This window comes from Coprococcus sp. RTP31081st1_H1_RTP31081_211007, assembly GCF_040227275.1.
In the GTDB taxonomy this organism is placed as follows: Bacteria; Bacillota; Clostridia; order Lachnospirales; family Lachnospiraceae; genus Coprococcus; species Coprococcus aceti.
Window position 1 is genome coordinate 144,655 of sequence record NZ_JBEHVP010000004.1, and the last position, 14,958, is coordinate 159,612.

At 45.8% G+C, this 14,958-nt stretch carries 11 protein-coding genes and 1 tRNA gene; 10 read left to right on the top strand and 2 right to left on the bottom strand.

The features are described 5' to 3' along the window. Position 1 precedes the first annotated feature (1 nt). Together ABUA31_RS08540 and dut are read left to right on the top strand one after the other, a co-directional pair. Positions 2-1,030 (top strand): SurA N-terminal domain-containing protein, encoded by a 1,029-nt coding sequence (locus ABUA31_RS08540; RefSeq protein ID WP_349818783.1) that lies wholly within the window; start codon positions 2-4, stop codon positions 1,028-1,030. Positions 1,031-1,043: 13 nt separating this feature from the next. Continuing rightward, positions 1,044-1,490, top strand: coding sequence for a dUTP diphosphatase (gene dut / locus ABUA31_RS08545; protein WP_022217276.1), 447 nt, complete (start codon positions 1,044-1,046; stop codon positions 1,488-1,490). Between the two features lie 53 nt (positions 1,491-1,543). Here dut and nrdG read toward each other — a convergent pair whose 3' ends face one another. After that, positions 1,544-2,083 carry an anaerobic ribonucleoside-triphosphate reductase activating protein gene (nrdG, locus tag ABUA31_RS08550; RefSeq protein ID WP_022217277.1) on the bottom strand — a complete coding sequence of 180 codons (540 nt, stop codon included), beginning with the start codon at positions 2,081-2,083 and terminating at the stop codon, positions 1,544-1,546. A 147-nt stretch (positions 2,084-2,230) separates the two neighbouring features. After that, positions 2,231-4,357, bottom strand: a complete 2,127-nt coding sequence (nrdD, locus tag ABUA31_RS08555) for an anaerobic ribonucleoside-triphosphate reductase (RefSeq protein ID WP_015533701.1) — start codon at positions 4,355-4,357, stop codon at positions 2,231-2,233. A 95-nt stretch (positions 4,358-4,452) separates the two neighbouring features. Between nrdD and ABUA31_RS08560 the strand changes: the two genes are divergently transcribed. The 8 genes from ABUA31_RS08560 (at position 4,453) to lysS (ending at position 14,681) form a co-directional block, all read left to right on the top strand. After that, a complete protein-coding gene (locus ABUA31_RS08560; RefSeq protein ID WP_173795951.1) occupies positions 4,453-4,707 on the top strand; it encodes a hypothetical protein in 255 nt (84 codons plus the stop codon). 132 nt (positions 4,708-4,839) lie between these two features. Beyond that, entirely contained in the window at positions 4,840-6,069 is a 1,230-nt protein-coding gene (gene tig / locus ABUA31_RS08565; RefSeq protein WP_015533703.1) for a trigger factor, read from the top strand. Between the two features lie 22 nt (positions 6,070-6,091). Continuing rightward, on the top strand, positions 6,092-7,198 hold the full coding sequence (locus ABUA31_RS08570; RefSeq protein ID WP_349818782.1) for an FKBP-type peptidyl-prolyl cis-trans isomerase: 1,107 nt from the start codon (positions 6,092-6,094) through the stop codon (positions 7,196-7,198). A gap of 182 nt (positions 7,199-7,380) precedes the next feature. Next, positions 7,381-9,588 (top strand): fibronectin type III domain-containing protein, encoded by a 2,208-nt coding sequence (locus ABUA31_RS08575; RefSeq protein ID WP_349818781.1) that lies wholly within the window; start codon positions 7,381-7,383, stop codon positions 9,586-9,588. A gap of 17 nt (positions 9,589-9,605) precedes the next feature. Further along, entirely contained in the window at positions 9,606-11,801 is a 2,196-nt protein-coding gene (locus tag ABUA31_RS08580; protein WP_349818780.1) for a fibronectin type III domain-containing protein, read from the top strand. Positions 11,802-11,979: 178 nt separating this feature from the next. Then, positions 11,980-12,063, top strand: a tRNA-Leu gene (locus ABUA31_RS08585). A 77-nt stretch (positions 12,064-12,140) separates the two neighbouring features. Beyond that, positions 12,141-12,626, top strand: coding sequence for a transcription elongation factor GreA (greA, locus tag ABUA31_RS08590; RefSeq protein ID WP_015533707.1), 486 nt, complete (start codon positions 12,141-12,143; stop codon positions 12,624-12,626). Between the two features lie 6 nt (positions 12,627-12,632). Then, positions 12,633-14,681: a lysine--tRNA ligase gene (lysS, locus tag ABUA31_RS08595; protein ID WP_161172070.1), complete on the top strand. Its 2,049-nt coding sequence runs from the start codon at positions 12,633-12,635 to the stop codon at positions 14,679-14,681. The last annotated feature ends 277 nt before the right edge of the window (positions 14,682-14,958 follow it).

A 14,958-nucleotide genomic window follows, 5' to 3' on the forward strand; every position in this document is an offset into this window, starting at 1 on the left:
GTTGAAGAGATGGTTGTGTGTGCTGCTGGCGCTCATATGTGCATTTGCCGTGACTGGATGTGGCAGTGATGCCGCTGAGGAGACTGGCAAGGAGGTAGTTCTCAGATACAACGGGCAGAACATAGAGATAGACGAGGTGTATATTTATGCCCAGACTGTGAAGGAGGAGTACGAATCAAAGTATGGCAGTGACGTGTGGAAACAGAGCATAGTGACTGATGATGGTCTGGAGATGGATGCCGTGGATGCAGCAAGGCGTCAGGCGATATCAAAGCTCATAAAGACCAAGACACTTATAACCAAATCCGGGGAGTACGGCATAAGCCTGACTGCAAGCGAGCAGAAGGATCAGGATACGGCGGCGCAAGAGTTCTATGACAAATTGACTGATGCCCAGATCGCAGAGGTTGGACTTGAACTCGATACGGTGAAGAGAGTTTTGCGTGAGAGCGCACTGGCAGACAAGATATATGATTATGTGATGAAGCAGAGCTCCACGGAGATATCCGATGAGCAGGCCAGGATGAGTACATTTTATGACATGTTCTTTGAGTGCTACTCGGAGGACGATTATGGAAATATCACCCTGTACTCACAGGACAAGATAGATGAGCAGAAGAAAAAGGCGGATGCGGCATATGAATCCATAGTGGAAGCCTCGGATGGCACAGATATGGATATATCATTCCTTGGAAGCGCAAAGGAGCTTAAGTATGCGGGAACACATACGATGAGCAGGGATGATATATTAAGCACCTATGGCCAGGATACGCTGGACATACTGTACAGCATGTCGGATGGCGAGATATCCACGGTGGTGGAGACTGAGTATGGTTACCATATATTCCAGATGATAAGCATTACGGATGAGAAGGCCACGGCCGAGAACAAGAAGAAGCTCACGGATGCCGCTGATGCGGAATACTATGACAACCTTATGAAGGACTGGATAGATGAGCTGGACAGCGGATATTCATACAGTAAGAGTGTGGATATGGATGTGTACAACAAGATAAAATTTGACGAATAAGAGGAGAAGAAAGATGGCAACAGTATACGATGTCAATATTAAGAAGCTGGATGAAAAGGCAGTCATACCGACATACGGTTCAGAGTACGCAGCGGGGGCGGATCTGTATGCGTGTCTTGATGAGGCGATTACTATAGAGCCGGGACAGACGGTGATGGTTCACACGGGTATAGCCATGGAGATACCTGAGGGATTTGCAGGACTTGTGTATGCGAGAAGCGGTCTGGCATCCAAGAAGGGGCTTGCACCGGCCAATAAGGTTGGAGTTGTGGATGCGGATTACAGAGGGGAAATCATGGTTGCACTCCACAATCACGGAACCCAGGCACAGACGGTTGAGCCTGAGGAGAGAATAGCACAGCTTGTGATCGCTCCTTATATCGTTGGAGCATTCCATCAGGTGGACGAGCTCAGCGATACAGTCAGAGGAGCCGGCGGATTCGGTTCAACAGGAAAGTAACAAAAAAGCGGCCGGGCATCATCATTTTAATGGTGTGCCAGACCGCTTTTCTTTTATTTAAAATACTTTCCGCTTTCATCCCACAGGACTGTGGTGCCTGTCTTCAAGGACTTTGGTACATCTATGATACGCTGGTTCCTTGAGCCCTTGAATCTCAGTGACAGATCCTTCTGTTCGTCTATGAATTCTCCGTCCACAAGGACGTCAATGTAGGAGAGAAGTTCTTTTGTATACTCCCATTCATTACACATGCGGTCTAAGAGATCGGTTTCAAATGTATAACCGGTGTAGCACCAGATGGTCTTGTCAGGGTAGGTCTCTTTGAACTTTCTTGCCAGAGGAAGAAGCCCCTGCTGGTTCACATATTCCATAGGTTCTCCGCCGAGCAGGGAGAGACCTGCTATATAGTCCTCCTTGCAACTATCTATTATGTGGTTGATCTCCACATCCGTGAACGGCTTGCCGTAGCCGAAATCCCATGTGTCAGCGTTGAAACAGTTCTTGCAGTGGTGTGTGCAGCCGGATACAAATACAGACACTCTGACGCCGGTTCCGTTTGCAACATCAAATAGTTTGATATCTGCGTAATTCATAATGTGATCCCTTCTAAATTTATCTTAAAACAAAAGTATGGCCTGCGTTGCCCTCTACGACATGCAGACCATACAATTGAAATTATTAATGCATACTGTTATTTTATATCAGTTGCCTGAATATATCAAGTGTTTTTCTATAAAAGACTATAGATGAAGCACTCTTGCCTTTATCTCTTTGGTCTTGCCCACGTTCCAGAAGTTCTCGCCCAGATAACCGCAGGTTCTTCTGGTAACATTCATCTTGTTGTGATCCTTGTTGCCACACTGCGGACATTCCCATTCGCCGTCATCGTTGATGAGGATCTCACCATCGTATCCACATACATGACAGTAGTCAGACTTGGTGTTGAACTCAGCATACTGTATGTTGTCGTATATATATCTTACGACCTCTGCCAGAGCATCCAGGTTGTTGCGCATGTTTGGTATCTCAACATATGAGATGGCACCACCTGATGATATGGTCTGGAACTGGCTTTCAAATCTGAACTTGCTGAATGCATCGATCTTCTCACGGACATCAACGTGGTAAGAGTTGGTGTAGTAGCCCTTGTCTGTGACATCCTTTATGGTTCCGAAACGCTCTTTGTCGATACGTGCAAATCTGTAGCAAAGGCTCTCGGCCGGAGTTCCGTAGAGTCCGAAGCCAAGTCCCGTATCTGCCTTCCATTTGTCGCAGGCTGCGCGGAGCTTGTGCATAAGCTTCAGTGCAAATTCCTCGCCCACAGGATCTGTGTGGCTCACACCACGCATGAGCTTGGTGGTCTCATATACACCGATGTATCCCAGTGATATGGTTGAGTAACCGTTGTGGAGCAGTGGATCGATGACCTCGCCCTTCTTAAGTCTGGCGATGGCACCGTACTGCCAGTGGACTGGGCTGACGTCAGAGGTTACACCCTCGAGGGCTCTGTGGCGGCACATGAGTGCGTCGTAGCAGAGCTGCAGTCTCTCATCCAGAAGACTCCAGAACTTGTCATCGTCTCCCTTTGCAAGTATAGCTATCTGTGGAAGATTAAGACTGACAACTCCCTGGTTGAAACGGCCTTCCCATTTATATTCTCCGTTCTCATCCTTCCATGGGGAGAGGAATGAACGGCATCCCATGCATGAGAATACATTTCCCTCGTAGTTCTCACGCATCTTCTTGGCTGATATGTAATCAGGGTACATTCTCTTGGCAGAACACTTGATGGCGAGCTCTGTGATATAGTCGTACTCACCGCCCTTGAGGCAGTTGTGCTCGTCAAGGACATATATGAGCTTAGGGAATGCAGGTGTAACATACACGCCTGCCTCGTTCTTGATTCCCTCAAGTCTCTGTCTGAGGATCTCCTCGATGATCATGGCGTTCTCCTTGATGTATTCGTCGTCCTCTCTGAGGTTGAGGAAGAGAGTGACAAATGGAGACTGGCCGTTGGTGGTCATCAGAGTATTTATCTGATACTGGATAGTCTGGACTCCTGACTTCAGCTCGTCCTTGAGTCTCTCTGTGATGAGCTTCTCAAGTGTGTCAGGGTCTATCTTGTCGCCGAACTCTTCGGTGTATCTCTTTTTATATTTGTTGTAGCTCTTTCTGAGGTACTTTCCAAGGTGACGGACATCGACTGACTGGCCGCCGTACTGGCTGGATGCGACAGATGCGATGATCTGAGTCACGATGGTACATGCCACCTGGAAGCTCTTCGGGCTCTCTATGAGCTTGCCGTTCATGACTGTGCCGTTGTCAAGCATATCCCCAATGTTGATAAGGCAGCAGTTGAATATAGGCTGGAGGAAATAATCTGCGTCGTGGAAGTGGATGGCGCCCTCCTCATGAGCCTTGGAGATCTTCTCAGGGAGGAGCATTCTCTTGGTAAGATCCTTCGATACCTCTCCTGCGATAAGATCACGCTGTGTGGATGCGACGGTGGCATTCTTGTTGGAATTCTCCTCCATGACATCCTTATTCCTGTTCTGGATAAGACTGAGGATAGAATCATCAGTCGTATTTGCCTTTCTGATGAGCTCGCGGCTGTATCTGTATATAATGTAGGTCTTGGCAAGGACAAACTTGCCGTCGGCCATAAGCCCCTGCTCGATGATATCCTGGATATCTTCAACGAGCATTCTCTTTCTGTTCTTGGCTTCGATGCTTCCGACGATCTCCTCGATCTTCTCGTCAGAGATCTTCTCACAAGGCTCAACCTCCGAGTTAGCCTTCTGGATAGCCAATATGATCTTGCTTCGGTCGTAAGTAACAGCACGACCGTCTCTCTTGATAACTTGCATTTCCCATTCTCCCTGTGTGTGATGTGAATGGGCGTTAAAAAAAGTACGCCCCCTAAATATTGTATACTACCATACAGGAGACATCAATATATGGTATGCCGACTGAAAAAGCCGCAAAAAAATTAGCGACAAATAAGGTGCCTCGTCGCAAATCTCACACTGATGTCTCAACATGGTCGATTATATCATTCCCCATTTTGTTTGTCTACAGGAGATTTGCAAAAAATACAAAATATAGAAAAATAAAAAATATGTGGACACAACATATTGTGGATTTGCCTTTGATTAATGTGGGACAGATAAAATACATCACAAAAAAAGATGTAAAACTGCCTGTTATAGGAATGTGAAATCATTTGTGAGAATTCTATGAATTATTCCAAATTGCTTTATTTTTACAGGAAAATATGGTATAAGTTTACTCGTTGAAGTTTATCATGAAGATGGTTACACTTCTAATAAAAAGTAAAAGAGGTATGATTATGCGAAAATTTAATAAGGGATGTGCAGTTGTTCTTGCGCTCGCTCTGTCCATGTCATTTATGACAGGCTGTGGCGACAGTAATGGTACGAGTGGAAAGCTGGATAATACAGCGAGTAAGGCAACATCTTCTGATGCTACAGAGAGTGCTGACAATTCATCAGAAGAATTTGCTTCTATAGAGGATATGGTGGATCAGTATGCGGCAGATGTCACACTCGGTGAATACAAGGGCATGGAGTATGAGGAGAAGGGCACTGATGTCACGGATGATGAGGTTCAGGCCAAGGTTGATTCATTTGTGAACGGACTTGCTACATTTGATAAGGACACAACCAGCGAGGCGAAGAACGGAGATACAGTAAATATTGACTTTGTCGGAACTGTAGATGGTGAGGAGTTCGATGGAGGCAATACCAATGGCAGCGGATATGATCTCGTCCTTGGTTCTGGTTCATTCATAGATAACTTTGAGGATCAGATAGTTGGACATAAGCCGGGAGAGACATTTACCGTGAATGTAACCTTTCCTGAGAATTATGGCAAGGATGAGTTAAATGGCAAGGCGGCCAAGTTCGAGACGACACTTAACTATATAAAGATAGATAAACCGGCTACATACAATGATGAGCTGGTTGCAAACAATACTTCATATAAGACAACTGCTGAGTATGAGGCATCTGTACGTGAGCAGCTCAAGCAGGACAAGGAGGATTCAGCTCTTGCAAGTGCTCAGAATGAGGTCATGGTTGCCGTTATAAACAACAGTACAATAGAGAACATATCAGCAGATGATGTTCAGGCGAATGCTGACAAGATCATAACATCCATAAAGACTCAGGCAGAGACAAACGGAATAGAGTATGACACATATATCTACTATTACTATGGATATGATGACAGCGCTGCATTTGAACAGTATGTACAGCAGGTTTGTGAGGAATCACAGAAGGAGAGAATGGTCGTATGTGCCATTGCCAAGAAGGAGAATATCAGTGTCACAGATGACGAGGCTGATAAGTATATAGCTGATTATGCAACGAAGAACAGTGTTGATGAGTCTACGCTCAGACAGAATCTTACAGACGTTGAGATAAAGTACAACGCTCTGGCAGAGAAGGTCATGAACTTCCTTATGGACAATGCAAAGGCGACAACTGGAGCAACAACTGAGGCTGCAGAGACCACAGAGTCAACAGAGGCGGCTGACGCAGAGCAGGCTGAAGAGTAAGTAAAGGGGTACGGAGAAAGATATGAGAGTAAAGAAGATATTTGCAGCAGGAATGGTGGCAGTCATGTGCGCAGGCCTGATGACAGGCTGTGGCAGCAATGACACAAAGAGCCAGTTTAAGAAGTTTTCAAAGTGTGCGACCATAGACAAGGCGGCATACACTGATATCGAATATGTTCCGGCATCGAGAGAGGTGTCCGAGGACGATGTAAACAGTGCGATAAGCAGTTTTTGCAGTGACAATTCTGAGACTACAGAGGATAAGACCAGCACAGTGGCAGATGGCGACAAGATCAATGTGGACTATGTTGAGACTGTCTCAGGAACAGAGAAGGACAGCAAGACAGATTACACACTGACCATGGGAAATAACACTCTTGGTGATGGCAGTGACGATCAGCTCATAGGAAGCAAGCCGGGTGATGTCAAGACGATCACAGTGACATATCCTGATGATTACAGCGACACAACAGTTGCCGGACTTACAGCAGAGTACAAGGTTACGATCAATTATATATCAGTTACCACGGTGCCTGAGTACACAGACGCACTGGTCAAGAAGGCTACTGATGGTGAGTACACAACAACCGATGACTACACAGCACATCTGAAGGAAGATGTTCAGAAGGACAAGGACGATTCCGCGGACGAGACAGACAGAACTTCTGTTCTCAAGGCTGTTGAGGAGAAGGTTACATTTGACAAGTATCCTGAGGATGAGGTAGCTTCCTACGTTCAGTCCATGGTGTCAAATGTGAGAAGTGCCGCAGACAACTACGGAATCGACTTCGAGGCATATATGAAGTATTTCTATGGATATGAGGACGAGGCATCATTCCTTGAGTACCTTCACACCACAGTTGAGAACGTCATGAAGGAGAAGATCGTTGTGTCATGCATAGCAATGGACAATGACCTCATCGCCGATAACGCAGACATAAAGGCGTACAGACAGAAGGTTATGGACAAGAACAATCTGAAGAATGACTCAGACGTGGACAAGTATTACTCAGAGTCAGACCTGATGTTCTATGCCACAGAGGAGAACGTGCTTGACTATCTCATGAACAGATCAGTTCAGGTGGAGGCAACTGCAACAGATGCATCTGAGGCAGCCACAGAGGAGTAAGCTGCACGCGATATATTTGAATATGGATAAGCTGATAGAGACCGAGGTTTTATGCCCGGTCTCTATTGTCGTCTATAGACAAATGAATCTGTGGTTTATCCACATTGACTAAGGGGCTCCGGGAATTTAAAATAAAAGAGAACATGTCTTTATTTTAAAGATAGAAAAGGAAAGGGGATATTATGAGAAAGAACATTGCGAGAAAATGTCTGTGCATTGCTCTGGCTTCAGCCATGATGCTCGGTGAGGCGGGCACGGCTATGGCAGCCAGTGTGGAAAATGCGGCAGACGGAAGAACTGCTGCCACAGTGGCGGCGGAGGAACAGGCTGATGTGGCGGCAGCCAATGTCAGCATATGGTATGCGGGAGCTTATAAGAACTCAAAGACCATAACGATCAATGCAAGCGGCCGGGCTTACAGAGTTGAGGTCTGGGTCAATGGAGTAAAGTGCGGGGAACAGTACAACGGAGAGGACCAGCAGTCCTTTAGTATTAACTGTGAGATCCCGGCGCTGCTTGATTCCACCTACAACGCAGAGGTCAGAGCCTACGATTCAAATGGAGAGGTGACTGTACAGAAGGTTTCACCGGTCAAAACTGACAAGGTGAGCTTTGATGGTGATCCTAGTGTTAGTGTAGGATATACAGTTGGAAGCACTGGCTATGCAAAACCAGGCTATGTGTCTGTCAGCGTATATCTTGATAGCAGGCATTCAGATGAAATCAAGTATGAGGTTCAGAGAGCGACCAAGTCAGGTGGGCCATTTACCACGATTGCAACGGGAAGTGAATCTTACACGTCAAGACTTGCATATCTTGACAGCACTGCGAAGACCGGAACTACATATTATTACAGATTCAGGATCGTGAGCGGTTCAGATCAGTATGTGAAGACGAGCAAGGTCATAGCTACAAGTAAGACAGCTTCAGTAAAGGTGGGCATTCCAGAGGTGGATCAGCTCTATGCTTCAAGCATGAATGTATCAGAAAAGATAAGTAAGCCGGGAGTATTCCTGTGGATGACCAGCAATTTTGCAAATCAGTACGATGTGTACCGCTCAACAAACAAGAGCAAGGGCTACAGAAAGATAAAGACTATATATTCTGCTGATTTCACGGACACAGCGGTCAAGAGTGGAACGGTATACTACTACAAGGTAGTGCCAAAGTATTACGACTCACAGACACGAAAGATAACAACAGGAAAGACATCTGGTGTTGTCGGCGTAAAGTTTATCATGAATGCAGCAGGTGCACCTAGCCTTATACAGACAGGCAACAGATCACTGAAGTGTACATGGGCTGCGGACAATACCGCAGACGTGTCATACGAGGTATGGGCAAAGAGAACCGATATAACCGGTGATGCATACAAGCGTATGGTGGTCACCAAGAAAAACTCATGCACCCTTACAAAGCTTGATCCGAACGGAACATACAAGGTGATGATAAGGACAGTCAAGAAATCAGGAGCTGCCGTGAGATATGAGACGACAGATACATCTGAGAGGACCATGGGTTACACCAAGAGAGTACAGGATCTGACTGCGGGAGCTGTATCTTCATCACTGAACGGCAAGAAGGATGTCCTGTCTGTAAGATATTCTCTCACATGGTACAGAGACTGGGGCGCATCAGGATATGTTATATCGGGCCTCAACAGCAGTACAGGCAAGATAGAGACCATCAAGAAGATAAAATCGGGAAAAAAGACATCATATACATTTACAAACACAAGTGCCAAGGGCAAGGAGCGCAAATACTCTCAGATATATGTGAGACCATATAAGGGAAAGGCAAGAGGCGAGGATAACACTCTGTGGAATTCAGAGATGCCAAGTGCAAAGCGTGTTAAGGCTGTAAAGAAGAGCACAACATCGACCAAGATAACATGGTCTGCTGTAAGCGGGGCAAAGGAATACTATGTATACAGAACTACAGAGCTCGGTGTACGCCAGTACATAGGATCGACAAAGGCAACTAACTTCACGGATGTGAACGTGACAGACGGAATGAAGTATACATACTCTGTTGTTGTAGGCACAGACTTTGGATTCAGCAGCGGATATGATTTGTATAGCAGTGACTATACACATAAGCTTGCATCACCGGCCATAACAAAGGTTGTAAACGGTTCCAAGGGTACAGCGACTGTAACATGGAAGAAGGTTACAAATGCAACCAGATACTATGTATATCGTTCAACCAGCAAGAATGGAACATACAAGCTGGTCGGCAAGACTGGAGCTACAAAGCTTTCATACATGAACAAGAAGCTCAAGAAGGGAACGACCTATTACTACAAGGTTGTGGCTTCAACAGTTAATGATGGAGGAAAGACAGTCAAGTCAGTTGCATCACATGCAAAGGGAATAAAGATCCGCAAATAGATGAAAAGGGGTAAACTATGAAGAATAGATTGATAAAGAAAGCTTTATGCGTGGCGCTTGCTTCAACCATGGTGTTTGGTGAGGCATTGCCAGCAATGGCAGCAGACGGCAGTGCAGATGTACAGTCCGCTCAGGCTGAGGTGGCGTTTGCTGAAGAAGCATCCATAACATATTTTAGTGTAGGAGGTCAGGATACCGTAAGCAGCGGTTCTGTACATATAAGCGCTTTGGGATATGGAACAGAGGCTGTTCTCTATGTAAATGGAGCATGGTATGACTCGTGGACAGACAGTGACTATGACGGAAGCTGGCATGTGGATACGGAATTCAGAGGAGTTGCTGGTGCGACATATCAGTTTAAGCTGGTAGTCAGTGATGACAATGGACAGACGGTGTCGCAGGAGTCGGGAAAGATATATTTTGAAGCACCTAAGTTCAGCCGCAGCAGGAAGCCTTCAGAATACGTATCATATTCTACGGGAGATACCGGATATAGAGAATTAGGTGGAGTATCTGTGTCGTTCCCATTTGACAGCTACGTACAGAATGATATCTGGTATGAGGTGTACAGATCCACAAAGCCATCAGGAGGCTTTACGAAGATTTTGTCAGGCGTCGGTTACATGTATGGAGCTTCTGAAGTGAGGTATTATGATGATAATGTAAAAGTAGGAAATACCTATTACTATATGGCGAAGATAGTAACCGGAACTGACTCATACAATAAGACATCCAGGGTTGTAGAGACATCAGCCGTTGCAAAGGTGGACTGCAGGCTTGGAACAGCGGAGCTTTCAGTCGATAGAGGCGCAAAGGGTGCTGATATAACGGTAAGCGATTACGGCGCTGCTAACCAGTTCGATCTGTACCGTTCAACTTCAAAGACAAAGGGCTTTAAGAAGATAAAGACGATATACACACCGGAGTATACAGATACAACAGTTAAGGCTGGAAGGACATACTACTACAAGATAGTTCCAAAGTATTATGATGCCTCTACCAGAGCGGTTTCAAAGGGAACTGCAAGTGAGGTCCGCGGCGTAAAGATACTCATGGGTACCACAGAGCTCACAGCGGTTCAGAACACAAAGAGCTCAGTAAAGCTCACATGGGATAAGGCAGCCGGAGCAAATATGTATGAAGTCTGGTATATGAGATCCGATATATCGGGAGACAGATATAAGAGAGCTGTTGCGACAAAGGGAACATCATGCACCATCAAGGGACTTGCATCTGGCGCTGAGTATTCATTCAAGCTTAAGAGCCAGAGTGTTTCAGGCGGAAAGGTCATTTGTGAGAACGTGACATACAAATGGCTCCAGACCGGATACACAGAGAGCGTGAGAGAGCTCGAGGCTGTCTCATCCACGGTATCTGCAAGCAAAGACAAGAAAAACCTGACGATATACACCAATCTCAAGTGGAACAGAGTCTGGGGAGCTTCAGGCTACAAGATATTTGCGAGAAATAACTACACAAATAAGCTTGAGCAGGTTGCAGTGATCAAATCTGCAGCCAGAAATACATACAAGTTCAAGAATACAGGAAGCAGCAGTAAGGGTATTAAGTATTACTCTGCATACGTAGTGCCATACAAGGGTAAGAAGCAGGGCGAGATGACATCCGTCAGCGTCAACTATATCCCTCTTGCTAAGAATGTAAAGGCTGTGAGAAAGTCCACATCCGAGGTCAGAGTTACATGGTCAGCGGTGCCTGGTGCAGATTCTTACACAGTATACAGAATGAACCCTGTTCTCGGCACAACCCAGTGGCTGGGACAGACAACGTCAACAAACTTCAGTGACCGCAAGCTCACGACCAAGCTTGAGTATACATATTTTATACAGCCATCGACAATTGTCAGCGGGGTTAACTGCAGCATTGACTATGAAGCTGCAAAGCAGTATAAGGCAGTGTATACACATGCTGTAGGTACACCAAAGATGTCAGGTGCATCTAACACCGGAGCCAAGAAGATCACAGTAAAGTGGAGTAGCGTTACAGGAGCGAAGAACTACGTAGTATATCGCGCAACCAAGAAGAATGGTAAGTACACTAAGATCGGTACAACATCATCATGCAGCTTTACAGACAAGAAGGCTGCAAAGGGCAAGACATACTATTACAAGGTCGCTGCAGTGGCAGTTAACGACGGTGGATGTGCTGCTCAGTCAGCATACTCCAAGACCGCCAGTGCCAAGAGCAAAAAGTAATGGCATATGTTAGGTAATAACAAGCAGTAGATATATTTGCGGGAAAACATATATACATGCATGGAAATGTGGTATATATGGTTTCCCTTTTTTATGGGAAAATGCTTGCGGAAATGCAAAAAAAGTGGTTGACATACCAATGCAAACAGTATATTATATTAACGTTCGTTGTGAACATGCGGAAGTGGCGGAATTGGCAGACGCGCAGGCTTCAGGTGCCTGTGGTAGCAATACCGTGTGGGTTCAAGTCCCATCTTCCGCATTTTTTTATACCATAGTATGCGGAAATGCTGAGCTGTGGAGTCAATAATTTATGATATTTAGGAGGTATGTGCGGCAATGGCAGAGAAGAAGAATGTGGTTACTTATTCAGGTCTCAAGAAGATAGAGGAAGAGCTTCAGAATCTGAAGGTTAATAAACGTAGAGAGATCGCAGCTAAGATCAAAGAGGCCAGAGAACAGGGAGATCTGTCAGAGAATGCAGAGTACGATGCAGCCAAGGACGAGCAGAGAGACATCGAGGCAAGAATCGAGCAGCTCGAGGCCATGCTCAAGAATATAGAAGTAGTCGACGAAGATGAGGTCGATACAGGAGTTGTAGGTATCGGATGTAAGGTAGTTGTATATGACTACGAGTTCGATGAGAAGATCGAGTACGATATCGTTGGTTCATCACAGGCGGATATCATGAACAACAAGATCTCAGATGAGTCACCTGTTGGAATGGCACTCAAGGGTGCAAAGGTTGGCGAAGAGGTTCTGGTGGAGGCACCAGACGGAGAGTTTAAGTACAGGGTACTTGATATTAAGAGACAGGAGCTGTAAGAGAAGATGGCAGAGCAGAATAACAAGGGAAAAGATCAGGATCTTAATAAGCTGCAGATGGTGCGCCGCGAGAAGCTGGCAGACCTTCAGGCGGCAGGCAAGGATCCATTTGTCATAACAAAGTATGATGTGCAGCAGCACAGTGCAGATGTGAAGGAGATGTACACAGCACATGAGGTAGAGCTTCTGGCTGGTAGACAGACACCTTCAGTTGAGGACCTTGAAGAGGCAGAGAAGAGAGAAGTTTTAAACAACGATTACAATGAGAGAAGAGCCATCATGGATGCTTCACCTATCAATGTGAGCATCGCAGGACGTATGATGTTCAAGCGTGTCATGGGTAAGGCTTCTTTCTGTAACATTCAGGATCTTAAGGGCAACATTCAGGTGTATGTTGCAAGAGATCAGATCGGTGAGGAGTCATACGCTGACTTCAAGAAGTCAGATATCGGTGATATATATGGAGTTAAGGGATATGCATTCAGAACAAAGACTGGTGAGATATCCATACATGCAGAGGAGATCACACTTCTCTCTAAGTCACTCCAGATCCTTCCTGAGAAGTTCCACGGACTGACAGATACAGATATGAGATATCGTCAGAGATATGTGGATCTCATCATGAACCAGGACAGCAAGGAAGTATTTATCAAGAGATCACAGATATTAAAGGAGATCCGTAACTTCCTGGCAGGACGTGACTTCATGGAGGTTGAGACACCTATGCTGGTCAGCAATGCCGGTGGTGCCGCAGCCAGACCATTTGAGACACATTACAATGCACTCAATGAGGATGTAAAGCTCCGTATATCACTTGAGCTCTACCTGAAGAGACTTATCGTCGGCGGTCTTGAGAGAGTATACGAGATCGGACGAGTATTCCGTAACGAGGGTGTTGACACACGTCACAACCCTGAGTTCACTCTGATGGAGCTGTACCAGGCATACACAGATTACTATGGTATGATGGAGCTCACAGAGTCCATGTTCCGTTACCTCGCAGAGAAGGTATGTGGAAGCACCAAGATCTCATACAACGGAATCGAGATCGACTTTGGCAAGCCATTTGAGCGTCTGACTATGGTTGACGCTATCAAGAAATATACAGGTGTTGATTTTGACCAGGTTGCTGATGACGCTGAGGCGAAGAAGATCGCTGACGAGCATCACGTAGAGTACGAGGAGCGCCACAAGAAGGGCGACATCGTGAACCTGTTCTTCGAGGAGTTCTGTGAGGAGAAGCTGATCCAGCCTACATTCATCATGGATCATCCAATCGAGATCTCACCACTTACGAAGAAGAAGCCTTCAGACCCTACAAAGGTTGAGCGTTTCGAGCTCTTCATCAACACATGGGAGATGTGTAACGCATACTCAGAGCTGAACGATCCTATCGATCAGCGTGAGAGATTTGCCGCTCAGGATGCGAATGCCGCAGCCGGAGATGATGAGGCTGAGCACACAGATGAGGATTTCCTCAATGCGCTTGAGATCGGTATGCCTCCAACAGGCGGTATCGGTTATGGTATAGACAGACTGGTTATGCTCCTTACAGATTCACAGGCGATCAGAGATGTTCTTCTGTTCCCGACTATGAAGAGTGAGGGTGGTTCAGATTCTGATTCAGTATCTGAGACAGCCGGTGACAACAACGGATTCTTCACACCAAACGAGAAGATCGATTTCTCCAAGGTAGATATAGAGCCACTTTTTGCTGATGAGGTTGATTTCGAGACATTTTCAAGATCAGACTTCAGAGCGGTAAAGGTTAAGGAATGTTCAGCAGTGCCAAAGAGCAAGAAGCTCCTTCAGTTCACACTGGATGACGGCACAGGCACAGACAGAACCATCCTCTCAGGAATCCATGCATTCTATGAGCCAGAGGAGTTAGTCGGCAAGACACTTATTGCAATAACAAACCTTCCACCTAGAAAGATGATGGGAATCGATTCATGCGGTATGCTTCTTTCAGCTATCCATGAGGAAGAGGGCGAGGAGAAGCTTCACCTTCTGATGGTTGACAACCATATTCCTGCAGGTGCGAAGCTCTATTAAGATGAGAAAACTGAGCCTTGCGGCGGTGTGCGCTTGCGAACACCGACATAAGGCGAAAAACACACGGAGACGTCAGTCGACGTGATGTAAAGATGTACCGTTTTACCAAATAGACGGGACATACTTCATTTGATAAAAATGAAAAACAGCGATTTACATCAAAATTACATCATTTGATGCAGAAATCGGTGTAAGTAAGAAAAAATTGTATGATTAGTACGATGAATGGGCAATTCCAATTGGAATTGCCCATTTTTGAAAAGAGGAAAAATATGAA

What these genes read in the sequence shown, in the direction of transcription:
- dut (WP_022217276.1), top strand. Translation starts at nt 1,044, where the DNA reads ATGGCAACAGTATACGATGTCAATATTAAGAAGCTGGATGAAAAGGCA.
- nrdG (WP_022217277.1), bottom strand. Translation starts at nt 2,083, where the DNA reads ATGAATTACGCAGATATCAAACTATTTGATGTTGCAAACGGAACCGGC.
- nrdD (WP_015533701.1), bottom strand. Translation starts at nt 4,357, where the DNA reads ATGCAAGTTATCAAGAGAGACGGTCGTGCTGTTACTTACGACCGAAGC.
- ABUA31_RS08560 (WP_173795951.1), top strand. Translation starts at nt 4,453, where the DNA reads ATGCCGACTGAAAAAGCCGCAAAAAAATTAGCGACAAATAAGGTGCCT.
- tig (WP_015533703.1), top strand. Translation starts at nt 4,840, where the DNA reads ATGCGAAAATTTAATAAGGGATGTGCAGTTGTTCTTGCGCTCGCTCTG.
- ABUA31_RS08570 (WP_349818782.1), top strand. Translation starts at nt 6,092, where the DNA reads ATGAGAGTAAAGAAGATATTTGCAGCAGGAATGGTGGCAGTCATGTGC.
- ABUA31_RS08575 (WP_349818781.1), top strand. Translation starts at nt 7,381, where the DNA reads ATGAGAAAGAACATTGCGAGAAAATGTCTGTGCATTGCTCTGGCTTCA.
- ABUA31_RS08580 (WP_349818780.1), top strand. Translation starts at nt 9,606, where the DNA reads ATGAAGAATAGATTGATAAAGAAAGCTTTATGCGTGGCGCTTGCTTCA.
- greA (WP_015533707.1), top strand. Translation starts at nt 12,141, where the DNA reads ATGGCAGAGAAGAAGAATGTGGTTACTTATTCAGGTCTCAAGAAGATA.
- lysS (WP_161172070.1), top strand. Translation starts at nt 12,633, where the DNA reads ATGGCAGAGCAGAATAACAAGGGAAAAGATCAGGATCTTAATAAGCTG.